Raw genomic sequence first — 24,121 nt, 5'->3', positions numbered from 1 at the left:
TACAAGCAGAAGACAGTTCAGGATTGCGCTCCGACCGATGAAACGCGGCTTTTACACCATCATGACGGCGCAGTTCTTCAGCTCGCTGGCTGATAACGCACTGTTCGTCGCGGCCGTCGAGCTGTTGCGTTCCTCCGGCGCCGCCGAGTGGCAGCGCGCCGCGCTGGTGCCGATGTTCGCCCTGTTCTACGTCGTGCTGGCGCCCTTCGTCGGAGCCTTTGCCGACGCCGTGCCCAAGGGCAAGGTGATGTTCTTCTCGAACAGCATCAAGGTGGTGGGCTGCCTGATGATGCTGTTCGGCGCCCACCCACTGGCGGCGTATGCCATCGTCGGCCTGGGCGCGGCCGCCTATTCGCCGGCCAAGTACGGCATCCTGACCGAACTGCTGCCACCGTCCCAGCTCGTCAAGGCCAATGGCTGGATCGAGGGCCTGACCATCACGTCCATCATCCTGGGCGTGCTGCTCGGTGGTCAGTTGATCGGTGACCGCGTCTCGCACCTGCTGCTGCTGATCGACATGCCGATGATGGAGACCGGCATCGACTCCGCACCCGAGGCGGCGATCGCCAGCCTGGTGGGCCTGTATGTGCTGGCGGCACTGTTCAATCTGCGCATCCCGCGCACCTCGGCGCCGCTGCAGCCCTATGCGCACAGCTTCCTGGGCCTGGTGCGCGACTTCTCGTCCTGCAACAGCAGGCTCTGGCAGGACAAGCTCGGGCAGATCTCGCTGGCGACGACGACGCTGTTCTGGGGTGTCAGCGGCAATCTGCGCTACATCGTGCTGGCCTGGGCCGCGGCCGCCCTGGGCTACGGCACGACGCAGGCGTCCTCGCTGGTGGGCGTCGTCGCCATTGGCACGGCGGTTGGTGCCGTCGTCGCATCGCTGTATTGCCGGCTGGACCGCGCCACCTCCGTCATCCCGCTGGGCATCGCGATGGGGCTGCTGGTCATCTTCATGAACCTCATCCACAACGTGTGGGTGGCCGCGCCCTTCCTGATCCTGCTGGGCGGCATCGGCGGCTACCTCGTCGTGCCGATGAACGCGCTGCTGCAGCACCGCGGCCACAACCTGATGGGGGCCGGCCGCAGCATCGCGGTGCAGAACTTCAACGAGCAAGCCTGCATCCTGGGCCTGGGCGCCTTCTACACGGCGATGACCCGCTTCGGCCTGTCGGCCTTCGGCGCGATCACGATCTTCGGCGTCGTCGTGGCCGGTGCCATGTGGTGGATCCGGCGCTGGCACCAGCGCAACCTGGTCGTGCACAAGGAAGAGGTCGAGCATCTGCTCGACTTGGCCCGCACGGATCACCTGCCGCAGGACCGGTAATCCGGCCCCGGCAGACCTGGCAGACCTGCCAGAAAGACGGGACGGTCAGCTGCTGGCGCTGCTGCCGCGGCCCTTGCGGCCGGTGGGAACCGGGATCAGGTGCTTGCCTTCCAGCACCATCTCGATGTGCTCGCTCCAGGCACGTGCGATCTTGAAGCAGCCGCTGTGGTTGAGGTGGATCTCGTTGTGCCAGTCGCCGCTGATGCCGGTGGAGCCCGGCGCGGCCAGTGCCAGCGGCACGGCGGTCGAATCAAAGATGAAGAGGCCGCGGAAGGCTTCCTTGTCTGCGGCCATGCTCTTCAGCAGCTGGGCCAGATGGAAGACCATCAGCCGGCTGACGGCAGCCCAATCGGCGGCGGGCACGCCATAGGCCTTCAGCGCCGGGTAAAGCCAGGGGCCGCCCGCGCCCAGGTCATCGCCGCCCTCGGCGGCCGCCGGGCGCGGCATGGGCACGGCGTAGCAATGCATGAAGACCGGCTTGCCCGTGGACGGGCCCTGGTCGCGCAAGGACAGCAGGTGCTTGACGTTGGCACGCAGGTAGTCGGAATAGGTCGCCCAGCCGGGCTCGGAGAAATAGCGCGCGACGCCGGCCGAAGGCGGCCCCCATTCGGTCTGGCGGCGCAGCAGGCGCAGCTCCAGGGGGATGGGCTCGCCATTCCAGTTCTGGGCCGGCGTGCGTGCCGCGGCGATCAGGTCATTGCCACCGACGGACAGCAGGATGCCGTCCCAGGTCGGCGCGTCGGGGCCGGTCAGCAGGCGCACGAAGTCGGGGCTGGACTCGAGGTCCACCATGTGCGACAGCGCATTGCCGGTGCCGGCGCAATTGACCGCGGCCGTGTTGGACTTGAAGACCAGCTCCTGCAGCAGGTTGGCGTGGGCGTTGAGCTTGGCGCGCGCATTCGAGAACCACGAGTCACCCTGGGCCAGCAGCTTCCAGCGGAAGGTGCTGAAGTCGGGCGGGGTGCGTCCGGCCAGGTCGGCCGGGGTGTAGCAAGCCAGGTGATCCATGAATGGGGTGGTTTCCGAAGTTGCTGACGTGAGCCTGTCCCGGAGGACGGGGCGCCAAGTTCGCGCGATTGGACGGCCAGCCGCGCGGGCGGCGCCATGCTACAAACCCTCGGGCCTGCCTGGGGTTAGTATGGACGGCCTTTCTAGGGAGGAAGCCCATGAGCGAGAGCGTCTTCGACTTCCAGGCCGTTTCCATCCGCGGCGAGCCGGCCGACCTGGCCTCGCAGCGCGGCAAGGTCCTGCTCATCGTCAACACGGCCAGCGAATGCGGTTTCACGCCGCAGTTCAAGGGCCTGGAGCAGCTTTGGGAGGATTACGGCCCCAGGGGGCTGGTCGTCATCGGCTTCCCGAGCAACGAGTTCGGCGGCCAGGACCCCGGCAGCAACGACCAGATCGCGTCTTTTTGCGAGCTGAACTACGGCGTCAGCTTCCCGATGATGGCCAAGACCAAGGTCAATGGCGGCGAGGCCCACCCGCTGTGGAAGTTCCTGAAGAGCGAGAAGCCGGGCTTCCTGGGCACCGAGGCCATCAAGTGGAACTTCACCAAGTTCCTGATCGGCCGCGACGGCCAGGTCATCAAGCGCTATGCGCCAAATGACCCGCCTGAAAAGATGCGGGGCGACATTGAAGCGGCACTCGCCGCGACCTGACTCGCTTCAGTGAGCTGTTACCTGCGGGGCCATCCCCTGCTGGCTGCGCAGATAGTCCCGCATCGTCGGTGACTGCTCCGATGCCGCGCGGCGGACGTCACGCACATGGGCCAGGGCCTGCTGGCTGACCTCCGCGGAGATGTGGGCGGCCAGGCCGATGCCCTGGCTGGGCAGGCGGTGCAGGCCGGCCAGCACATAGGACCAGTTGGACGGGCCGAAGGGCGACAGGCGACTGTCCAGATCGGTGGCCGTCGGCACCTTGGCATCCCACAGGGCCAGCAACTCGACGAGGCGCGGCGGCAGGGCCGCTGCGTCGGTGCAGGTACGCCAGAACGGCGTGTCACGCCGTTGCGAGAGTGTGTAGTGGGCGACGATGAAGTCGCGCAGCTCCTCGTGGAAGTCGCCCGCCAGGCGGTTCAGCCGGTCGCGGCAAACCGCGCTGTTGCCCGAGGGCGCGACATGGTCGACGAACATCTGCAGCGCCCATTCGACCAGGTAGAGGCTGGTGGACTCCAGCGGCTCGACGAAGCCGCCCGCCGCACCCAGGGCCAGGCAGTTCTGCTCCCAGATCCGCGCGGCATGGCCGGCCCGCAGCGTCGTGAAATGAGGCGCGGCCAGCGCGCGGTGCCCGGCATTGAGCTGTTGCAGCCGCTGCAGGGCCTCGTCGTCGCTGCAAAAGCGCGACGCATAGACATAGCCCGTGCCGCGGCGGCTTTGCAGGTCGATCTCCCAGCTCCAGCCGGCGTCCTGGGCCGTGATGGCGGTGTGGCTGCGCAGCGCGGTGTCGTCCCGCGCATAGGCCACCGGCACGGCGATGCTGCGGTCGCAGGGCAGCCAGTCGGCATAGGACACCCAGGGCACGCCCAGGGCCCGCTGCAGCAGCAGTGAATCTGCCCCGCTGCAGTCGACGAAGAAGCTGGCGGCAAAGCGCCGGCCGTCGGCCAGTTCGACCGCCTCGATGCCGGCTGCGCCGCGCTGCACCTGGGCCACCTCGCCCTGCACATGGCGCACGCCGCGCCGCAGCGCGGTCTGCTGCAGCAGCATGGCCAGCTTGGCGGCATCCAGGTGGTAGCCATAGTTGACCGGCGCCTGGTAGTCGGGCGAGTCCATCAGCTTCGGTGACTGGTGGCCGTCGAACAGCGTCGTCTGCACCGTGCAGGCCTGGGCCATGGGCTGTTGGGTCAGGCCGCGCTGCATCAGGTTCAGCCAGTGGGCCGTCGTCGCGAAGCCGCCGAAGGGCGGGGGCGCGTCGAAGGGGTGGTCGTAACTGTCGTCGGCCGCGCTGCCGCCGCTGCGCCAGCCGTGAAAGCGCACGCCGTTGTTCAGCGTCGCATCGGCCGCGCCGAACAGGGCGGCCTCGGGCAGGCCCAGCGCCTGCATCATGCCGCGCAGCGTCGGCAGCGTGGCCTCGCCCACGCCGATGCCGGCGATGCGCGGTGACTCGATCAGCGTGATGGGCAGCGGTGTCTGGCGCACCGCGCCGAGGGCGCGCTGCAGGAAGCAGGCCGCCAGCCAGCCGGCGCTGCCGCCGCCCACGATGACGATGGATTGGATGTCGGACAAGGCAGTAGCTCCGGAAAAACGCCGGCGGGTCGGGAAGCCCGGGCCGGTGGTTGCCACATTACGGCCGAAGCCCGGCGCGCCGACATGTAACGCGGCGAGCGAGCGTGCCGTCCTGCACGCCCGTTCCGGCCGTTACCGAGCCCGCCACAGCCAGCGGCCTCGGCCCCGCCTGACCTGGCCGGCGGCCTCCGCCTCGCCCAGCAGCTCGTTGGCCGTCTGCCGCGACAGATGGGCCAGGCGCGCCAGCTCGGCCTGCGTGGCCTGCACTTCGACCCAACCCTCGTCAGCCGCACGGCCACGCTCGCGGGCCAGCTGCGCCAGCGCCAATGCGAAGCGTTCGGCTGCACCCTGGTGGCGCGCCGCCTGCAGCAGGCGCAGCGTGCCGTCATAGCGGCGGGCGAACTCGGCCAGCAGGGCGCGCGCGAAGCCCGGCACCTCGTCCATCAGGCGCGTATAGGCCTCGCGGCCGAAGACCAGCACCTCGGTGGCGCCGCGCGCGATCGCCTCGTATTCCGAAGGCTGGCCGGCGGCGAAGGCGGCGAGGCCGAAGAGTCGCGGCGGGCCGACGTTCTCGATGACCGACACCGTGCCGTCCGCGGCCGTGAAACGGGTCTCGATCTCGCCGGCCGCGACCGCGTAGAAGGCCGCCGTTTTCTGGCCCTGCACGAAGAGGCTGCGCCCATTGGCCAGGCGGCGCCCGGCAATGCCCGCGGCGATATCGGCGGGCAGCGCGACGCCCGGGAAATGGGCATCGAAGACGCGCTGCAGGGCCGAGTCGAGGGGCATGGCGCATTGTCGGCTGGCCGACACAAGGCGACGCGCGGCCTGCCTATGCTGGGCACATGGAAAGATCAGACCTGTCGACGCTGCTGGCCCGTTTCGGGCGCGAGGAATGCAGCCAGGAGCCCCTCTACGTCGCGCTGTGCCGCGTCGCTGCCGATCAAGAGGGGGCGCTGGCGCTGCTGGCCGAGGCGCCGCCCGAGCAGCGCAAGGTCAATCTGCTGCTGGCGGCCCTGCATGAACGCGTGCTGGCCGGTGCGGCGCCCGAACTGGCCGCCTACTATCCCAGCGCCGGTGGCAGCCGTGAGCCGGACGCGGCCTTGGCCACCGCGCTGTCGGCCTGCCTCGAGCGCGAATGGCCGGCGCTGCTGCATCACCTGCGTCATGGCGCGACGCAGACCAACGAGATCGCCCGCGGCGCGGCCCTCTGGCCGGCTTTAGGCGATGCGGCGCGTGCCACCGGCGCCCGCCACCTCGCGCTGTTGGACCTGGGTTGCAGTGCCGGCCTCAACCTCGGTGTCGACCAATACGCGCTGCGCTATCGCACTGACGATGGTCGCTGGCATGAGCGCGGTCCGGCCCGCGATGGTCGGCGCGCCGAGATCGAATCGCGCTGGCTGGGCGCTGCGCCGCCGCCCGCGGCCGCCGACTGGCGACTGACGCTGCGCTACGGCCTCGATCCCGCCCCCGTCGATCCGGGCGACCCGGAGCGCCTGCGCTGGTTGCAGGCCTGTTTGTGGCCGCACGACGCCACCCGCCGCGAACGCCTGGCCCGCGCCGCGCATCAGATGCAGTCTCTGCCGCACACGGTGCGCCAGGCCGACGACTGCATCGCCGCGATCGAGCCGTGGCTGGCCGGTCTGCCCGCGGGCGTTCAACCGGTGCTGCTGACGAGCTGGGTGCTGTACTACTTGAATGACGCCGACCTCGACCGGCTGCGCGCGACGACCGACCGGCTGGCGCTGAGCCACGGCCTGGCCTGGATCTGCGGCGATCTGCCGGCTTTGAGTGCGCAAGAGGCGGTGCCTCCCGAACCGGTCCTGCCTGCCGACGAGGCCGCCTCGTCGATGACCTTGTGGACGCTGCGCCACCTCGAAGCCGGCCGGGTCGCGGAGCGAGCGCTGGGCTGGAGCCACCCGCACGGGCGCTGGGTGGCCTGGCGCTAGACCGGCGCCGCCGCCGTGCGTCGGGCCCGGCGCTTCACGCGGTCACGGTGCGCCTGAGCGCGTGCACCCACCTCCTGCACGTACTGGGCGACGTGCGACGGGAATTCGGGATCGTTCAGCGCCGCCTTGCGCTTGGCGCGGAACTGGGCCGGCGTCAGCGGCTTCAGATTGCCGACGGGGCGATCGCCCGATGCGGCCGTCATCGCACGGTCGAGCTCGTGCGCGATCAGCGCGCGGCCGGCGAGGAAGCCGTCCACCTCGTCGCGGTGAGGCGGCGCGGCGGCCGGCGCGGCATCGCGCACCGGGTCCGCCAGCGTCAGCGGGCCGGCGGCGGCGCCCTGGCGGGCCGCGGCCAGCAGGCCGGAGGTCCAGCTGGGCGCTGCCGCGTCACGGGCTGTCAGCGCCGGGCCGAGGCCGAAGGTGTCGAACACCGACCTGACCACCGAGCTGTGGTCGAAAGACTGGCCGGGGAAAACCTGGCTGCCCAGGCTGCCGCGCGCCACCCACGGCGAGACGAGCAGGGCGGGCACGCGCACGCCCAGGCGGTCAAAGGCGAAGCCCACGTCGGGCGTCGGCCGGTTCAGCGGCGCGTCGCCCGGCGGGGTGGCGCCCGGCGGCGGCTCCCGGTCGTAGAAGCCGCCATGCTCGTCCCAGGTGATGAGCAGCAGGCTGTCGGGCCACAGTGGCGAATTGCGCAGGCTCTCGTAGGTGGACTTGATCAGCGCCTCGCCGGCGCTGACCCGGCCCAGCGGGTGCTGGGAGTTGCCGCTGCCGAAGCTGCCGCTGGGGTCATAGGCGGGCTCGATGAAGGTGTAGACGGGGGCGTAGTTGGCGTGGGCGACGTCGGTCGCGAAATCGCTGTGCACGGGGTGCTCTTCATCGCCATTGCTGAACGGATGAAAGCGTTCGTTGGGCTTGATGAAGGTGCTGGCCATGCCGGGCAGGGCCAGCACCTGGGGAACGACGTCGCCGTGATAGATGCGCCAGGGCTGGCTACGCTGGTTGAGGCGGTCGAAGAGGGTGCCGTGCTCGAAGCGGAAGACCGAATTGCTCGCGATCACCGAGCCGGCGATCTGCAGGTTCGTCGGGCTGGTGGCCAGGCCGCCGCTGGACGCGGCATGCACGAAGAAGCGGTTGGGCCAGGTCGGGCCCGGCAGGGAAGAGAACCAGTTGTCGAACAGCAGGAACTCGTCGGCGAGCTGCTGGATCACGGGCACCTGTGCAGGCTCGAAGCCCTGCCAGCCGACGCCCTGGAAGCCGTCCATCGCGCCGCCGTTGATCTGCTGGCGAACGGCATCGAACTCGTGCGGCGGATCAGCGCTGGCGCGGTCGGTGGCGCCGGGGCCGAAGCGAGGGTCGGCGGGCCGGGGCACGCGGCCGCTGAGCCCGAAGAAGTGATCGAAGGAGCGGTTCTCCAACATCAACACGAAGACATGACGCACCGGCATAGGGCTCTCCCTGAGCCGCCGCAGGCTAGCACCGGTGGGTTCAACCGCAGTCCACAGCCTTGATGACGAGGCTCTGGATAATCGGCACTTCCCATCGGAGACCCACCCCATGTTCGAGCACGTCGATGCCTATGCCGGCGATCCCATCCTGAGCCTCAACGAGGCCTTCCAGAAGGACCCCCGCGCCGGCAAGATCAACCTGTCCATCGGCATCTATTTCGACAACGACGGCCGCATCCCCATGCTGCCCTCGGTGCGCGCGGCCGAACTGGCCGTTGTCGAGGTGGCCGGCCCGCGGCCCTATCTGCCGATGGAAGGCGCGGCCAATTTCCGCAGCGCCGTGCAGGCCCTGCTGTTCGGTGCCGACCACCCGGCGATTGCCGCCGGCCGCATCGCCACCATCCAGGGCGTGGGTTCCAGCGGCGGCCTCAAGGTCGGCGCCGACCTGCTCAAGCGTTACTTCCCCGACAGCAAGATCTACCTGTCCGACCCGACCTGGGACAACCATCGTGCGGTCTTCGAGGGTTCGGGCCACACCTGCGAGACCTATCCCTACTACGACCCGGCCACCGGCGGCCTGCGCTTTGACGCGATGCTGGCCTTCTTCAAGGCCCTGCCCACGCGCAGCATCGTCGTCATGCACGCCTGCTGCCACAACCCGACCGGCGTCGACCTGACGCAGGACCAATGGCGCGCGCTGGTGCCCGTGATCCGCGAGCGCGGCCTGCTGCCCTTCCTGGACCTGGCCTACCAGGGCTATGGCGACGGCATCGACGAAGACGCCTTCGCGCCGCGCCTGCTGGCCGACGAGGGCCTGAGTTTCCTGATCGCCAACAGCTTCTCCAAGAGCATGAGCCTGTACGGTGAACGCTGCGGAGGCTTGAGCGTTGTCTGCCCGGATGCTGACCAGGCCGCGCGCGTGCTTGGCCAGATGAAGTTCATGATCCGCCGCAACTACTCCAACCCGCCCATGCATGGCGGCCAGGTCGTGGCCAAGGTGCTGACCACGCCGGTGCTGCGCGAGATGTGGGAGGCCGAAGTGGCCGACATGCGCGAGCGCATCCAGTCCATGCGCCGCCAACTGCACGACGTGCTCGCCGCCAAGCTGCCGGGCCGCGATTTCAGCTACTTCCTGACCCAGCGCGGCATGTTCAGCTACACCGGCCTCACCGCCGAGCAGGCCGAGCGGCTCAAGACCGAGTTCGGCGTCTACATCCTGCGCTCCGGCCGCATGTGCGTGGCCGGGTTGAACACCCGCAACGTCGAAGCCACCGCCGAGGCGATGGCGGCCGTGCTGGCTGGTTGAGGACCCGCGCATGCGAGTCCGGGAGGCCGGCCTTGCCCTTGCTATTGCGGTAGCCAGCAGCACCGGCCTGGCCGCCGACGCACCGCCGGCGGTCGACTCCATCCTCTGGCTGGTCAGCAACACCATGGTGGTGCCGGATGGCGACGTCATGCGCTACCCCGCAGACGAGCTGACGCGCTGGCTGCAGGCGCGGCTGCCCGGTGTGGCCTTGCAGCCCACGGTGGCCAATGCCGAGCGCAGCTGGGTGCTCATCCGCGAGCGTCGGCGGGCCTGCCATGCCGGCGCCGCGCGCACACCGGAGCGCGAGCGCCTGGCCTATTTCACCGACACCTGGCTGGTGCCGCCGCCCCAGCTCATCGTGCGCCGGGACCGTCGCGCCGCGCTGCCGCTGGACGCAAACGGCGCCGTGGACCTCAAGGCCCTGCTGGCCGACGCCTCGCTGCGCGGCGTGCTGGCCCAGGGACGCAGCTACGGGCCGGCCCTGGATGCGCTGATCAAGGCCCAGCCCGCCGGCCCGCAGGTGCAGCACCTGTTCGGCGGCGACTACGGCAGCAGCCTGTTGCCCATGCTCATGCAGCGCCGGGCGGACTACACCCTCGACTACCCGAACGTCCTGATCGCCCAGGCCAGCCAGCCCGCGGACGAACAATCGGGCGAACCGGCGCTGGCGGCGCTGCCCATCAAGGGTGCGAGCGAGGCCATCGTCAGCGGCATCGCCTGCCCGCGCACCGCCTGGGGCCACGCGGCCATCCGCATCATCGACGCGGCTCTGGGTACGCCAGAGGGCGCCGCGATGCTGCGCGACACCTTGCGCATCTCATTGCCGCCCGACACGCAGCGCGCCTATCTGGATGTGCTTGACGATCATTTCAACCGCCGCGCCAGGCCGACGCCCGGCCTCTGAGTGCGCCCGCTCCCATGTCGCACGGTTATGGCCGTGGCCGCCGGTTTCATTGGCAGCGGCCGCACGCCGTCTTTACCCTGCCGCCAGGTTCAAGAAGTTCAGGGCAGGATGAAGCATTGCGTGGTGATCGGCGGCGGTGTGGTGGGCCTGACCACCGCCTGGGCGCTGCTGGAGCGTGGCCACGGCGTCACGCTGATCGAGCGCGACGGCGAGGTGGCCCAGGGCGCCAGCCGTGCCAATGGCGGCCAGCTCAGCTATCGCTACGTGTCGCCGCTGGCCGACGCTGGCGTGCCGCTGAAGGCGCTGCGCTGGCTGCTCGACCCCGACGGCCCGCTGCGCTTCAAACCCGAGGCCCATTGGGCGCAATGGGCCTGGTTGATCGCCTTTTTGCGCAATTGCCGCGGGCCGGTCAACCGGCGCACCACCGAGAGGCTGCTGGCCCTGGGCGCCTACAGCCAGGCCTCGTTCGCGCGGCTGCAGGCCCAGGCGCAGCTGGGCGACAGCATCGCGCTGCGCACGCCGGGCAAGCTGGTCGTCTACCGCAAGCCGACGGAGTTCGTGCGTGTCGCCGCCCGTGTGAAGGGCAGTGGTGCCGAACAGGCCCTGTCGCATGACGAGTGCGTCGCGCTGGAACCCGCCCTGGCCGACACCGAGGCCACGCTGGCCGGCGGCATCTTCACGCCCGGCGAGGCGGTGGCCGACTGCCATGCCTTCTGCACGGCGCTGTACGAAAGGCTGGGCCAGCACGAGCGCTTTCGCGGCCGGCTCGGCGGCCGCGTCAAGAGCCTGCAGCGCGATGCCCAGGGCGGCGTGCTGGGCGTGCAGACCGAACTCGGCGGCATTGGCGCGGATTCGGTCGTCCTCGCCGCCGGCCTGCACAGCCGGGCGCTGGCGGCCACGGTGGGCGTCGAGCTGCCGCTCTATCCGCTCAAAGGCTACAGCCTGACTGCGCCCATCGAGACCGGCCACCGGCCTCCTGAGGTCAGCGTGACCGACTTCGAGAAGAAGATCCTCTACGCCCGCATCGGCCAGGAACTGCGCATCGCCGCCATGGTCGACCTTGTCGGCGACGACCTGAGTCTGGACGGCAGGCGGCTGGCCTCGCTGCAGCGTTCGGTGCGAGCCACCTTCCCGCACGCGGCCGACTATGACCGCGCCACGCCCTGGGCCGGCCTGCGCCCGGCCACGCCCAGCGGCGCGCCCATCCTCGGCGCCAGCGGCGTGCCCGGGCTGTGGCTGAATGTCGGGCATGGTGCCCTGGGGTTCACGTTCTCTTTCGCAACGGCCAACATCGTGGCCGAACTGGTGTCGGGCCGCGCGAGTCCGCTGCCCCTGGAGGGATTGCGCTTGTGAGGAAAGACGACCTGGCTGCAGCGCTGCTGCAAGCCGTCCAGGCCCGGCATTTCGAGCAGACGGCCGACAGCCTGCGTGGCGGCGAGCCGCTGGATGCCCCGCCCAGCATCGACCTCGCGGTGGCGGTTTTTCCGCGCGACGGCAAGGCGCCGGTCTGCGCCAATGTGCTGTTCTCGCGCGAGCATCCGCAGGGGCTGATTGCGCGCTTCGATGCCACCACCGGTGCCGTCGCCAACATCGCCTTTCATGCCGACGTGCGCGACGCCAAGGGCGATTCCTACGCCTGGCTGCCTGGCGCGGACTGGACTCGCATCGACTTCCCGGCCTGGTTCGGCAGCGGGCCGCGCTTTGTCGCGCCCTATCCGGCCTCGCTGCTGAAGATGATGGTGGCCGTCGGCACGGGTCATCTCGTCGATGCGGGTCGCAGCGACTGGGCGCTGCCTCTGAACTTCACGGGCAAGACCCGCGCAATGGCCGACTGGCTGTTTGACATGATCACCGTCAGCAGCAACGAAGCGACCTCGGCGCTGGTTACCCATCTGCACGAGCGCGGTGCCATCCGTCGCGAAGGCGGCCGCGAGGTGCACAACGAGATGCACGAGTTGTTCGCTGCCGCTGGCCTGCCGGGCTTGATGATCGCCAACACCCAGCCCGATGGCGGTTGGGGCAATGCGGCCGGCTCGGGCGTGGGCCAGATCCAGATGACGGCCTGGGACGCACTGCGGCTGATGTGGCGGCTGGACGCTGATGCGCCCGCCCAGCCCACGCTGATCAGCCCCGCCAGCCGCGAAGTCATCCGCCGCGCGCTCGATGCACAGAAGCTGCACCACAACCTCAGCAGCGAGTCGCTGCGAGCCTTGCCGGGTTGGGTGCCCGGCATCCCGGTGCACTTCGCGCACAAGACCGGCAACACGCAGAACTACACGAGCGATGCCGGCATCGTGCACGACGGCGACTTGCACTACTTGATTGCGGTGACCACCAGCCTGGGGATGCGTTACGCACCGCATCCGGAGGCTTCGACAACCTGGAAGCTGCCGGCCCTGGGCGCAGCCGTTCACCAATGGCTGAAGACGAATTCTTGATCCCGCCGCTGCGCCCGGGCGCATGCGTCGCCGTCATCGCGCCGGCCGGCCCGCCCAAGCCAGGTCGGCTCGATTCAGTTGAAGGCTGGTTGTGCGAGCGCGGTTATCAAGCCCGTCTGCTGCCAAGCTGCTTCGGCCCGCCACCGCTGGACTTCCTCGCCGCACCCGACGCCGTGCGCCTGGCCGACGTGCACACGGCCTTTGGCGACCCGCAGTTCGACGCCGTGCTTGCACTGCGCGGCGGCTCCGGTTGCATCCGGCTGATGGATGGCATCGACCTCGGCCTGCTGGCGCACACGCGCAAGCTGCTGATCGGCTACAGCGACCTGACCGTGCTGCATGCACTGCGCAGCCAGGCGGGCATCCCGTCCCTGCACGCGTCCATGCCGGCCAGCGACTGGGGCCTGCCCGGCGCGCAAGCCGACACCGATGCGCTGTTCGAGGGCCTGGCTCGCGGTTGGCGCGTCGGTGACGTCATCGGTCAGGCTCCGCCACATGCGCTCAGCCACGGCGGCAGTGCGAGGGGCCACCTGATCGGCGGCAATCTGGCGATGTTCTGTGCGTTGCTCGGCACGCCTTATCTGCCCGATGCCGACGGCGCCTTGCTCTTCATCGAGGACATCAGCGAAGAGCCCTATCGTGTCGACCGCATGCTGAGCCAACTGCGCCTGGCCGGTGTGCTGGACCGCATTGCCGGTCTTGTCGTTGGCAGCTTCAGCGGCGCTGAGAGTCCCGACGCCGTGCTGGCCGATCACCTCCCCAAGCTGCGCTGCCCGGTGCTCGCCGGCTGGCCTTCGGGCCATGGTCAGCCGAATCGGCCGCTGCCGTTGGGCGTAGCCGCCGAGATGGCCGTCGCTGCCGGCACGCTGACCCTCGTGTGAACGGCCTTCTCGACTGCGAAGCAGCCGAGTGAGGAGGGCCAGTCACGCGCCGCCAGGCGTGCCGCGCTTGCGCGGGTTGGGCCGCCTCGCGACACAACTGGCACTCATCAAAAAAACAGCCCCGACACAGGCGGGGCTGGAAACCGGCTTCCGGGGCCGGCAGGGAGTCAGAGGGGTCAGAACATGCGGTACTCAAGGCGCAGCGTGAACGAGCGGCCGCGCGGGTCGGCCACGCGCGGTTCCCAGCTGGAGCCGGCGCCGGTGTTGGTGTCGTAGGTGACGCTGAACGGCGGGTCTTCGTTGAGCAGGTTCTTGATGCCGGCCGTGATGGTCAGGTTCTTGATGCCGCCGTAGGCCAGGCTGGCGTTCAGGATGGAGTAGGCCGCCACGCGCGGGTTCCAGTTCGCCGGCGTCACGGTGCCGTTAGCCACGCCGGGCAGCACGAAGTCCTGGTAGCCGGTGCGGTAGACATGCTGGAACGTGGCCGCCCAGTCGCCCTCGGTGCGGGTCAGCGTGGCGGTGTGCTTCCAGCGGATGCCCAGGTCGCCGGCGCGGGTGAAGCGGCCGACCTCGCTGCTGCCCATCGGCGCGCTCGGCACGAGGCGCGACTTCTTGTCGAGCAGGTAGGACACGTCGAAGCTGCCCGTCCACGCCGCGCCGAAGGCGTTGGTGTTGCCGCGCAGGCCCAGTTCCAGACCCTTGGTGTTGGTCTCGCCGGCGTTCACATAGCGGGTGTCGACGGCGAGGAGCTTGCCGCTGCCGTCACGGATGAAGTTGTCCTTGAAGTACTGGTAGTTCTCGGCCAGCGTCGTCAGGCCGAAGGACTGGATCGTGCCGGTGCGTTCGATCGACCACCAGTCCAGGCTGGCCACCAGGTCTTTCGTTGGCTGGAAAACGACGCCCGCGCTGTACATCTTGGCCTCTTCAGGGCCCAGCGTCGATTTGCCGCCGAACAGGGTGCTGAAGTCGCGCACGGACTGGCAGCCCGGCGTGTTGGAGACGACGCGCGAAGAGCAGGTGGCCGGGTCGGTGAAGTCGGCGCCGACGAAGGTGCTCTCCGTGATCGGGTCGAACATCTGCTTGAAGGTCGGCACGCGGAAGCCCGTGCTGTAGGCCCCGCGGAACAGCAGCTGCTCGGTCGGGTTGTACCGCAGCGAGACCTTGGGGTTGGTCGTCGAGCCGAAGCCGGTGTAGTCGTCGCGACGGATGGCGCCGGTGATCTCCATGTCCTTCATGACTGGCACGGCCACCTCGGCGAACACCGCCTTGATGGTGCGCTTGAGGGTGCCGGCCGTGGCCAGTGCGTTGTCGAAGGGCACGTTGAAGATCTGTGCGGCGACGGTGTTGGCATTGGAGCGCTGGTCGCCGTCGAACTTGTACTTTTCGGTGCGCGAGTCAACGCCCAATGCAGCCATCACCGTGCCGCCGGGCAGCTTGAACACCGGGCCCGACACGGTCGCGTCGGCCTGCTCCATCGTGAATTTGCCGCCGTACAGCGTCACGCCCTCGGCTTTGATGGCGTCCAGCGCCTTCAGGGCCTCGGGCGTCTGCGTCAGCGAGAAGGGATTGAGCACGCCGGTGTTGATCAGGTCGGCGAAGGGCTGCCAGTAGTGATAGCCCTTGCCGACCGTGGAGCTGCCTTTGCTCTCGGCGCGCGAGAAACCGACGCGGTAGTCCCAATCGGTGAGGAAAGGCAAGGCACCGTCCGCGCCGACCAGGAAGCGCGCGGTGTCGGCCGTGGTGTCGATCTCGCGGTTGCCGCAGGGCATGCAGCGCCAGCGGAAGGCCATCGGCAGGCCGCGGTTGGCCTCCAGCGCCGGGAATGACTTGACCAGCGCGTTGAACACGTCGTTGTAGCCTGCGCCGGTGCTGGGGTAGCGCAGGTTGCGGAAGGGGCTGGGGTAAACAGTGCCGGCCAGATTGATGGTGGCGGTGCCCGAGCCGCTGGTGATCTGGTTGGGCGAGAAGCTCTTGGTGGACTCGGCCCGGCCCAGCACGGCCTCGCCGAACACGCGGTGGTCGCCCAGCTTGAAGGTCAGGCGGCTGACGAGGTTGGTGTTCTTGATCGGCTGCTGGATGACGGCGGCACGGCCGGTGTCCCAGGCGCAGCCGTACTTGGACGCCGCGGTGGCCCAGAGCGTCTCCTGGTAAGGGCTCATGCCATCCACCGACGAGCAGCCGGCGCCGCCGGGCAGGTCGAGGATGTTGATGCCGTTGACGCGCAGCGCCGGGTTGGCGAAGTCGAACGGCCCGGCGGTGTTGTTGCCACCCTGGCTGAGCACGTTGCCCAGCGCAGCGCCGGTTGGCGTGGTGCCGGCCACAGCGAACAGCGTCGCAATCGGCGTGCCGCGCGTGTCGGGCGACAGGCCGCGATCGGGCTGGTAGGTGTTGACGAAGTCGCGCTGGTCGCCGCGCAGCACCTTGTTGTCGCGCACTGACAGCGAGGCCAGGAAGTTGAAGCCCTGCGTGTCGAGGTTGCCGTAGCCGGCCGTCACCGAGGCGCCGTAGATCTCGCCGCCTTTTTGCTGCGGCACGTCGGCCAGCGCGTTGATCGTCACGCCGCTGTAGTTCTGGCGCAGGATGAAGTTGATGACGCCACCGATGGCGTCGGTACCGTAGATGGCCGAGGCGCCGTCCTTGAGGATCTCGACGCGGTCGATGGCGGCGAAAGGAATCTGGTTCAGGTCGACCGTGCCGCCGTTCAAGCCGTGGGCCGCCACGCGGCGGCCGTTCAGCAGGATCAGCGTTGCATTGCTGCCCTGGCCGCGCAGGTTGGCGCTGCTGGCGCCGTTGTTGCCGCGCGCGGCGCCGTCCACCACGTCGGCATTGCCGGCCAGGTTGTCCAGGCCGTTGCCGTTGATGTTGAGCTGCATGATCATCTGCTCGGCCGACGCGATGCCGGCCCGCTCCAGCTCACGCCGGCTGATCACCTGGATGGGCAGGGCGCCCTCATCCTTGATCCGCTTGATGCTGGAACCCGTCACCTCGACGCGCTCCAGTCGCGCGCTGTCGTTCTGCGCCAGGGCAGCGCCGGTATGGCCGGCGAGGCCGACGATGGCGAGCTGGGTTGCCAGACGATTCAACTTCATCTCAAGGACTCCTGCATGTGATTCGATTGCCGCCGATGTTCGCTGGCGCGCGGGGGAGCGCCCAGGGGGCCGCACCCCAGGTGTTGCGCGCTGTTCAATGAATGCTTGTGCGCTGCACATAACCTGCGGGAATGCGTGCTGATGTGAAAGCACGCGCACGGTGCGCGGCGGCCCTCATACAGTGCCGGCGGAGGTTTTCTTCATGCGATTGATCACTGAGGCCGATGTCGCGGCCGTACTCGACCCGGACAGCGCCGTGGCCGCCCTGCGTGCCGCCTTTGCCCAGCACGGCCGCGGCCAGGCGCAGGTGCTGGCCCGCCACCGTGCCACCGCCACGCAGGGCAGCGCCGCGCTCGCGATCAGCGCGATGGGGGCCATCCTCGACGCCGACGGTGAGTTGCCGGCGGTGCTCGGCACCAAGGTCTATTCGGCGCGCAACGGCAAGTACCACTTCCTCGTCAGCCTGTTCTCGGCCGAGACCGGCGAGGCGATTGCGACGCTGGAGGCCAACGAGTTCACGCGGCTGCGCACGGCCGCGGCCAGCGCCGTGGCGGCCGACCTGCTGGCTTTGCCAGAGGCCAGGACGTTGGCCGTCTTTGGCGCCGGCATCCAGGCGCGAGCCCATGTCGAGGCGCTGACGCGGGTGCGGCGCTTCGAGCGCGTGCTCGTCTGCGCGCGCAGTGGCGGCGAGGCCTTCGCGAGCGACATCGAGGCGCAGATCGGCTTCCCGGCCCAGGTTGTGGACGCCGCCACGGCGGCTGCCGAGGCCGAGGTGGTTGTCACGGCGACGCGCTCGGCCACGCCTTTGTTCGGCGGCGCTCTCGTCAAGCCCGGTGCCTTCGTTGCCGCGGTTGGTTCCAGCACGAAGACGGCGCGCGAGCTGGACGATGCGTTGCTGGCCCGTGCGGCCCTGGTCGTCGTTGAATGGCGCACCGCCGCCGAGCTGGAAGCCGGCGACATCGTGCAGGCCGTGCCGGGCGTCATCGCGCCCGAGCGGCTCGTTGAGCTGGGCGAACTGATCGTCAGCCCGCGTCCGCGCGAGGCGCAGGACATCGTCGTCTACAAGAGCGTGGGCATCGGCCTGGAGGACGTGGCCCTGGCTCGCCTCGTCGCCCACCGCCTGGGAGCCTGTTGAAGTGAAACGAGCCCCTCGCCCGGTCTTGCGCCGGCTGAACGCCGGCAATCCCGGTCGGTCTTGCAGACCGCGCAGCCGCCGGAGCGGCTGCTCTTCGGCAGGCTCAACAAGTCCACAGGACTTGCCGTGTCCGGCCTCAGCCCCCGCGGGGACGGCGATGCTCGCGGCATCGAGCCGCAAGCACATCGCCAACGCGGGCCGGCTTGGGAGCGGCCCGGCGCTCGGCCCGCAATGCGCAGGTTTCCTGCGATGGCTGATGCGGATCTCTTTGCCGGTTGCAGTGGTGCTGCTGACCGGCTGCGCGACGACTTCGGTGCCCGACCCCGTACAGGCTGCGCTGGCCAAGGCCGGCCTGCCGGCGGAAAGCCTCGGCTTCGTGCTGCAACCGCTGGACGGCTCTCGGCCGGCTCTCAGCCAACGCGCCGACGCGGCGATGGCGCCGGCCTCGACGATGAAGCTGGTGACGGCGACCGTCGCCGTGGACAAGCTCGGCATCAACCACCGCGGCCGCACCGAGCTGCTGGCAGGTTCGGTTCCTGTCGGAGGGGCCATCGATGGTCCGTTGATCCTGCGCGGCGGCGCCGATCCCGACCTTGACTGGCCGGCGTTGTGGTGGCTGCTGCGCCAGCTGCGAGAAAGCGGCGTGCGCGAGATCCGCGGCGGCCTCGTCATCGACCGCACACTGTTCAAACCGACCCGCTTCGATGTCGGCCTGCCGCCCTTCGACGATGCCCCCGAGTTCGACTACAACGTCATCCCCGACGCCTTGCATCTCAACGGCAGCCTGCTCGACTTCGAGCTGCAAGCCATGGCCACCGGCGTTACGGCGCGCGCCCTGCCGGCCCTGCCAGGGCTGAGCGTGGATGCGAGCTCGATGACCTTGTCAGCAAGGCCGTGCAAGGACTGGGACGAGGATTGGAAACCCGCTCTTGTCCAGCCCGCCAGCGAGGGCTGGGCGCTGAAGCTGCAGGGCGCCTTCCCGGCCGGTTGCCACCAGCGCGCGCCGCTGCAGATCGTCGACCGGCAGTGGCTGGTGACGCGGGCCGTGCGCCAGTTCTGGGCCGAGCTGGGCGGCAGCATGGGGCCGGGTGACGCCGAGGCGGCCGCACCGGCCGGTGCCGTCGTGCTGGCCACGCACCGCGGCCGGCCGCTGGCCGAGGTGCTGCGCGGGGTCATGAAGCGCAGCGACAACGCGGCAACAAGGCTCATCTACCTGCAGCTCGGCGCCCAGGCGGCGCAACCCGGCGAGCCGACGCTGGCGGCGTCTGAGCGCGTCGTGCGCGACTGGCTTGCGGGCCATGGCGTCGACACGGCAGCGCTGGTGCTGGACAACGGCTCGGGCCTGTCGCGCGGCGAGCGGGTCAGCCCGGCCCTGCTGGCCGGCGTGCTGCGCGCGGGCCAGCGCGGCGCCCAGGGGCCGGAGCTGCTCGGCACCCTGCCCATCGCCGGTGTCGACGGCACGCTGTCACGCCGCCTGAAGGACGGCCCGGCCACGGCCCGAGCGCGGCTCAAGACCGGCACGCTGCGCGATGCCGTCGGCCTTGCCGGCTTCGTGCCGGATGCGTCGGGCAAGCCCTGGGTCTTCGTCGCGCTGCTCAACCATCCCGAGGCTGCGGCCAAGGGGCGGCCGGTGCTGGATGCGCTGGTGGAGTGGGTGGCAGGGCAGCGCTGAAGGCTTGATCCCGAGCGGCGTCAGGCGGCGGCGTTTGTTGGCCGACTGACCGCACTGCAACACGACCCGTCGACATCACGCCTGATCGTGTGTGTCAATCGCCTTGCCGAACCCCTAGTTGGAAAGTTGCTTAAGCCGCAGCGTCACCTATGTTTTCTGCTCGGCACCCGGTTAGGTATCGGGCGCCATGCCAAGGCAACAGGAGATCGCGATGGCTAGATTTGCAGGGTTCAGGCAGGCGGCATTGGCATTGGCCGCGACGTGGTTCGCGACAATGGTGGGGCAAGCGCACGCGATGACCCGGGAGGTCGACTTCAACGTGCTCAATGCCACAGCGACGCTCCAGGGAACGTTCGGCTCTGGCGACACGCTGATCGTCGACACGGTGGTGACGCAGGAAACCGGTGCGCTGTCGCAGAGCGTCACGTTCACGCTAGGGGCGGGCATCACCGGCTTGACCGGGCGTGCGGTGTGGGAGATCTCGACTGCCGCCGGCCCGGGGCCGCGCCTCGTCGGCGTCAACATCGACATCTTCGATGCCAGCAACACCCTCGTTATCAGCGATGCGTTCGGTGGTGTCCTGGCCGGATACGCCGTGTCGACCTTCGACGGGGCCATCGGTCCCGGCACCTATCACCTGGTGGCCAATGGCACTGCAGTGCGCGATGCGGTGCTCAATATTTCCATCAGCGCGGTTCCCGAGCCGCGCACCTACGCGTTGCTGCTCGCCGGGATTGGGGCGGTGGGTCTGCTGGCGCGCAGGCGGCGCTTGGGTTGAGGCTCTTGGGCGTGCGGCAGGCGGTCCGTCGCAGTTGCGTCGGGACGTCCCACCGTGACGGCAGCGCCTTCATCGGGCAAGCCAGCGCAAGGACTGAGGGCGCCGCCGGGAAGGCGGCTTCGGCCGTGGCCCTCAGGCGACGGCCGGCGCCAGCAGGCGCAGCGTGACGGCGTCGGCATCCATCTGGGCCATCGCTCCCACCGGCACGGTCAGCTTGCGCTTGATGCGGCCGATGGTTGCGCCGCGGAAGACGGGGACGTTCAGAGGCAGGAAGTAGTCGTCGCCGGGCTCGCGCGTCGTGAAGCGAGCCCAGCACGACGCCGACCCGGCGTTGTCATCCCGCGGTGCTCACCGGCGACTCGGCAGCTGTCTTCGTGCCGATCGGGCGTTGAAATCCATGCGTAGACGCTTGCGACGCAATGGCCACAGGCGCGGGCGCTTCGTGCCGCCGCCTGAGCTGCTCGCGGCGAACGCGCGGAGGCGGGATTCCATCGAAACGGTAGCGACGTCCAGGTTTTGCGTGATGGTCCTACGATCCCAATCCCCAGCCGGGATATCTCCATGCGCCTGCCGCTCCTGTCGCTCCTCATTGCCTGCCTGACGATCCAGCCCGCGCCAGCGCAGGCCGACGCGGCCGATGCGCCAGTCAGGGTCAGTTTGTCGGTCAAGAGTGGCCGGGCGGCGTTCAAGGCCGGCGAGCCCATTGCGCTGGATCTGAGATTTCGCGCGCCGCAGGCGCCGGAGCGCATCGTCACCAATTCGCTGGGTGACTACCTCTCTGACGAGGTCGTCATCACGGCGCTTGATGGCAGTCCTCCCGCCGCGATCGATCGCGAGCGCTGGATGCCGCAGCAGCATGACGTGATCAACCGGCAGGCTGTGCCCGAGGGGCGGGAGTTGACGCTAACGCTGGTGCTCGATCAGCGGTACCGCTTCGATCGCCCGGGGCGTTATTCGGTGCACGTCGTTACTCGGCGGGCGGGACGCAAGGCACTCACCACGAACGACGTCACGTTTGCCGTGGAGATGCCGTCGCCCGATGAGGATGCGGCGCGCGTCCGCATGCTGGCTGCAGAAATCACCGGCGCGCGGTCAGGGCGCAAGTCGGAGGCGGCCATACAAGCGCTGGCCCGAATGTCTTCCGATGCCGCGACGCGGGCCAAGCTCGATCTGGTTCTCGAATCGCAAGGCGCTCATCCGTACCGCATCGACATCCTGCGGGGGCTTTGGCATGCCAGCGACCGTCAACGAGTCATCGAGGCGCTTGAGAAAGCCGTCATGGACCCGGCGCCGGCGCGCACGGATCTGATCGACGACCTCGTGCTCCTGAAGAGCAGCGTCGAGGCTTCATGGCCGGCGGATTGGGCGGCGGACGCCGCGCTCAGCAAGCGCATCCGCGCGACGGCGCTGCATCGGCTCGCCGCGACCCTGCCGCTGCGCGATGGGGAGTCCCGTCTGCAGGCCAGCTGGCTGGTTCTCGGACCCTTCCGCGGTGACGCAGCGGCCATGGATGTGGCCGACTTTGTCGTCGCTCGGGATTTCATCGCCGCGCATCTCGACAAGTTGCAAGGCTACCAACTGGTCGGCTTGGCGCGCGACTTCCGTGGCGCCTTCGACGGCCTCGCCATCGTCGCCGCGTTGCAGCACTACCTGGACGCGCATCCGGACGACGCCAACGCGCTGAGCCTGGTCGTGAACCAATATCCCGACCTGGCCCAGCCATATGTCGTCCGCCACGCGTGCGGCGATCATCCGATGTATTTCGAGCAGGTCCGGGACTTGCCCGTGGCGACGCTGGCCGGTGTTGACGATTGTCTTCGCCGCAAGCTGCTGAAGGAGGCGCCGACAGCGGCAACAACCTCCGGTCAGATCGGGCTGGGTGTGACCCTGGCTTTCGTGGCGCGTTTCGCCACACCGGATCTGATCCAGGACGTCGCCCGGCTGATGCCCTCGCTTCAGGGGCGCTGGTTGCCCAATGCCAGAGCTGCCGCGCTTGTCTACCTGATGCGCTGGGACCCCAAGACCTATTCGGCGCAGTTCGAGGTCGCTGCGCAACAAGACGAGGGCGATGTGATGAGCTACACCGCCAAGGTCACCAGCCACTTACCCGCTGACGCGATGCGCGCCTTTTATCGCAGGACTCTGGAGAACGGTTCCGCGCACGACACGGCGCAGGCGGCGATGGTGCTCGCCAGCATCGGCGCAGCGGACGACCGGCCGTTGTTGAACGCGCGCCTGCAGCGCCTGCGCGAGGCACTGCGGGCGGGCCGAGGCTCTCATGATGACGAGAACCTGGAGGCGTCCTTGGTCTTCGCGATCCTCGACGGCTACGGCTGGCCGCGGGAGGAAGGTCTTGCGCTGGTGGCGACGTGCGTTTCCTCTTTCTGCAAGACAAGCTTTCACGTTCAATGACCTGCGCTGGGGTGCGCGGCAGTCGATCCGGCGCCTTCGGGATGCCGGAGCTGTTGCGTCAGCAAGAAGCCGTAAGCGGCAATGCTCAGGCTGGCGTGATGATGGAAGCCCCGCCAGCCTCTGCCTTCGTAGTGCCCCAGCCCCAGCTGCTGCTTGAGGTCTTGGTAGTCGCGCTCGATGCGCCAGCGCATCTTGCCCTCCAACACCATGCTGGATGCGCTCGTGAACTGGGTCACGGCGCAGCGCTGACGGCGCGGCCTTGCGACCGCCGCTGGTTCACTGCGCCGGTGGCGACGCCAGCGACCGAGCCACGACAGCCTCGTTGCGCGCCATCACCGCCGACCAATCGAATTCCAGCCGCGCACGCGCCAGCCCGTTGCCGGCCAGGCGGCTGGCCTGCGCCGGTGTGCGCAGCAGCGACCTGATCGCCGCGGCCAGCGCCTGGGCGTCGCCCGGCGCCACGAGCAGGCCGTTGTCGGCGTCACGCAGCACACTCGGCGTTCCGCCGCTGGCGGTGGCCACCACGGGCACGCCGGCGGCGTTGGCCTCGCACAGCACGCGGCCCATGGTCTCGACGTCACGCGCGCCGGCGTGGTGGCTTTCGTAGCTGGCCAACGCAAACACGTCGCTCGCCCAGTAGTAGCGGGCAATCTTTTCGTGCGGTACACGGCCCTCGAAGCGCACCACGTCAGCCAACCCCAGGCGCGCGCAACAGGCCTCGTAGGCTCGGCGGCGGCGGCCGTCGCCGACGATCAACAGGCGGATGGCCGGGAATTCACCGCGCAAACTGGCCAGCGCATCGAGCAGGACTTCAACGCCCTTCTTTTCGACGAGCCGGCACACCGTCAGCACCACCTGCGCAGCCTCGGGCACGCCGAGTTCCGCGCGCGCTGCAGACCGCGCACCGGGCGGTGGGCGGAACTCGCCAGCGGCGACCCCACCCGAGACGACCTCGATCCGCTCGCCCGCCACGCCAATCGCCCGCAGCAGGTTCGCCGTGTAGTCGCTGTTGGCCAGGATGCCGTTGTGGGCCGCCGCGGCGTGGCGCATCACGCGGTGGCGGCCGTCACGGAACAGGCGGTCGACCCAGTCGGGATGCTGGCCATGCTCCAGCCACCAGCTCAGTGCACGCTGCATGGCCGCCGAGCCGATGGCCCGGCTGCCCCAGGGATAGGGATAGCCCAGCCAGGGCCGCAGCACGTCGTTGCCCACCGAGCGACAGACGACCGGTACGCCGGCGCGCGAGCGCAGCAGGCCGTAGAACACGGTCGATGCATAGATTGCGTCGGGCCGGAACACGCGGATGCGCTCCAGCAGCAGCTCCTGGTTGTGCCAATAGCCCAGCCGCGACAGGACGCGATGCACCGCATGGGAGCAGCCGGCATCGAACGCGCGCGCGGCCTCGGCCATGGCCGGGTCGGTCACGCGATAGGTCAGCACTTCCACGCAGGCGGCGTGGCGCGCGAAGTGCGCCGCCAGATACCTCGCGTGCGTCTGCATGCCGCCGATGGCGGGCGGCCATTCGGTGAGGATGAGCAGCAGGCGGGGTCCGCTGGCACGCATG

At 69.2% G+C, this 24,121-nt stretch carries 18 protein-coding genes and 1 pseudogene; 12 read left to right on the top strand and 7 right to left on the bottom strand.

Annotated features, from left to right (window positions below; all coding sequences use genetic code 11):
* The first annotated feature begins 37 nt into the window (after positions 1 to 37).
* On the top strand, positions 38 to 1,327 hold the full coding sequence (gene lplT, locus ACXJKM_RS06335) for a lysophospholipid transporter LplT (protein ID WP_457351055.1): 1,290 nt from the start codon (positions 38 to 40) through the stop codon (positions 1,325 to 1,327).
* Between the two features lie 45 nt (positions 1,328 to 1,372).
* Here lplT and ACXJKM_RS06330 read toward each other — a convergent pair whose 3' ends face one another.
* Complete coding sequence (locus ACXJKM_RS06330) at positions 1,373 to 2,335, bottom strand: hypothetical protein (protein WP_457351053.1); 963 nt, start codon at positions 2,333 to 2,335, stop codon at positions 1,373 to 1,375.
* Between the two features lie 158 nt (positions 2,336 to 2,493).
* Here ACXJKM_RS06330 and ACXJKM_RS06325 point away from each other — a divergent pair, with 158 nt between their 5' ends.
* Positions 2,494 to 2,985 carry a glutathione peroxidase gene (locus ACXJKM_RS06325; RefSeq protein ID WP_457351051.1) on the top strand — a complete coding sequence of 164 codons (492 nt, stop codon included), beginning with the start codon at positions 2,494 to 2,496 and terminating at the stop codon, positions 2,983 to 2,985.
* Positions 2,986 to 2,991: 6 nt separating this feature from the next.
* Here the strand turns inward: ACXJKM_RS06325 and ACXJKM_RS06320 are convergent, their stop codons facing one another.
* A complete protein-coding gene (locus ACXJKM_RS06320) occupies positions 2,992 to 4,548 on the bottom strand; it encodes a tryptophan halogenase family protein (RefSeq protein WP_457351050.1) in 1,557 nt (518 codons plus the stop codon).
* A gap of 132 nt (positions 4,549 to 4,680) precedes the next feature.
* Positions 4,681 to 5,334: a Crp/Fnr family transcriptional regulator gene (locus ACXJKM_RS06315; protein ID WP_056192022.1), complete on the bottom strand. Its 654-nt coding sequence runs from the start codon at positions 5,332 to 5,334 to the stop codon at positions 4,681 to 4,683.
* A 56-nt stretch (positions 5,335 to 5,390) separates the two neighbouring features.
* On the opposite strand from ACXJKM_RS06315, the gene ACXJKM_RS06310 reads away from it, so the two are divergent.
* Entirely contained in the window at positions 5,391 to 6,494 is a 1,104-nt protein-coding gene (locus ACXJKM_RS06310) for a DUF2332 domain-containing protein (protein ID WP_457351047.1), read from the top strand.
* On the opposite strand, the gene ACXJKM_RS06305 is transcribed toward ACXJKM_RS06310, so the two are convergent.
* Complete coding sequence (locus ACXJKM_RS06305) at positions 6,491 to 7,942, bottom strand: alkaline phosphatase family protein (protein ID WP_457351045.1); 1,452 nt, start codon at positions 7,940 to 7,942, stop codon at positions 6,491 to 6,493. The two genes, ACXJKM_RS06310 and ACXJKM_RS06305, sit on opposite strands and share 4 nt — an antisense overlap.
* 109 nt (positions 7,943 to 8,051) lie before the next feature.
* Here ACXJKM_RS06305 and ACXJKM_RS06300 point away from each other — a divergent pair, with 109 nt between their 5' ends.
* The 5 genes from ACXJKM_RS06300 to ACXJKM_RS06280 all read left to right on the top strand — a co-directional run bounded on the left by ACXJKM_RS06300 (position 8,052) and on the right by ACXJKM_RS06280 (position 13,471).
* The gene (locus ACXJKM_RS06300; protein WP_457351044.1) at positions 8,052 to 9,248 is read left to right on the top strand and encodes an amino acid aminotransferase; all 1,197 of its coding nucleotides are present in this window, start codon (positions 8,052 to 8,054) and stop codon (positions 9,246 to 9,248) included.
* A 10-nt stretch (positions 9,249 to 9,258) separates the two neighbouring features.
* Positions 9,259 to 10,152: a hypothetical protein gene (locus ACXJKM_RS06295; RefSeq protein ID WP_457351042.1), complete on the top strand. Its 894-nt coding sequence runs from the start codon at positions 9,259 to 9,261 to the stop codon at positions 10,150 to 10,152.
* A gap of 108 nt (positions 10,153 to 10,260) precedes the next feature.
* Positions 10,261 to 11,505, top strand: coding sequence for a D-amino acid dehydrogenase (locus ACXJKM_RS06290; RefSeq protein WP_457351040.1), 1,245 nt, complete (start codon positions 10,261 to 10,263; stop codon positions 11,503 to 11,505).
* The gene (locus ACXJKM_RS06285; RefSeq protein WP_457351038.1) at positions 11,502 to 12,590 is read left to right on the top strand and encodes a serine hydrolase; all 1,089 of its coding nucleotides are present in this window, start codon (positions 11,502 to 11,504) and stop codon (positions 12,588 to 12,590) included. The genes ACXJKM_RS06290 and ACXJKM_RS06285 overlap by 4 nt, the downstream gene beginning before the upstream one ends.
* Complete coding sequence (locus ACXJKM_RS06280) at positions 12,569 to 13,471, top strand: S66 peptidase family protein (RefSeq protein ID WP_457351036.1); 903 nt, start codon at positions 12,569 to 12,571, stop codon at positions 13,469 to 13,471. The genes ACXJKM_RS06285 and ACXJKM_RS06280 overlap by 22 nt, the downstream gene beginning before the upstream one ends.
* Positions 13,472 to 13,647: 176 nt before the next feature.
* On the opposite strand, the gene ACXJKM_RS06275 is transcribed toward ACXJKM_RS06280, so the two are convergent.
* The gene (locus ACXJKM_RS06275; RefSeq protein WP_457351034.1) at positions 13,648 to 16,560 is read right to left on the bottom strand and encodes a TonB-dependent receptor plug domain-containing protein; all 2,913 of its coding nucleotides are present in this window, start codon (positions 16,558 to 16,560) and stop codon (positions 13,648 to 13,650) included.
* Between the two features lie 202 nt (positions 16,561 to 16,762).
* On the opposite strand from ACXJKM_RS06275, the gene ACXJKM_RS06270 reads away from it, so the two are divergent.
* From ACXJKM_RS06270 to ACXJKM_RS06255, 4 genes are all read left to right on the top strand, one after another.
* On the top strand, positions 16,763 to 17,695 hold the full coding sequence (locus ACXJKM_RS06270; protein ID WP_457351032.1) for an ornithine cyclodeaminase family protein: 933 nt from the start codon (positions 16,763 to 16,765) through the stop codon (positions 17,693 to 17,695).
* A 256-nt stretch (positions 17,696 to 17,951) separates the two neighbouring features.
* A complete protein-coding gene (dacB, locus tag ACXJKM_RS06265) occupies positions 17,952 to 19,367 on the top strand; it encodes a D-alanyl-D-alanine carboxypeptidase/D-alanyl-D-alanine endopeptidase (RefSeq protein ID WP_457351030.1) in 1,416 nt (471 codons plus the stop codon).
* 211 nt (positions 19,368 to 19,578) lie between these two features.
* Positions 19,579 to 20,145, top strand: a complete 567-nt coding sequence (locus ACXJKM_RS06260) for an FxDxF family PEP-CTERM protein (RefSeq protein ID WP_457351028.1) — start codon at positions 19,579 to 19,581, stop codon at positions 20,143 to 20,145.
* A 561-nt stretch (positions 20,146 to 20,706) separates the two neighbouring features.
* Positions 20,707 to 22,557 (top strand): hypothetical protein, encoded by a 1,851-nt coding sequence (locus ACXJKM_RS06255; RefSeq protein ID WP_457351026.1) that lies wholly within the window; start codon positions 20,707 to 20,709, stop codon positions 22,555 to 22,557.
* On the opposite strand, the pseudogene ACXJKM_RS06250 reads toward ACXJKM_RS06255, so the two are convergent.
* Positions 22,551 to 22,754 (bottom strand): annotated as a pseudogene (locus tag ACXJKM_RS06250) (IS701 family transposase); the annotation flags it as partial. The gene ACXJKM_RS06255 and the pseudogene ACXJKM_RS06250 overlap by 7 nt on opposite strands.
* A 79-nt stretch (positions 22,755 to 22,833) precedes the next feature.
* On the bottom strand, positions 22,834 to 24,120 hold the full coding sequence (locus ACXJKM_RS06245) for a glycosyltransferase family 4 protein (RefSeq protein ID WP_457351024.1): 1,287 nt from the start codon (positions 24,118 to 24,120) through the stop codon (positions 22,834 to 22,836).
* Position 24,121 lies beyond the last annotated feature (1 nt).

This window comes from Roseateles sp. P5_D6 (assembly GCF_054049415.1).
Note: the sequence above shows the minus strand (reverse complement) of the source record. Positions and strands in the feature narration are given on the sequence as shown.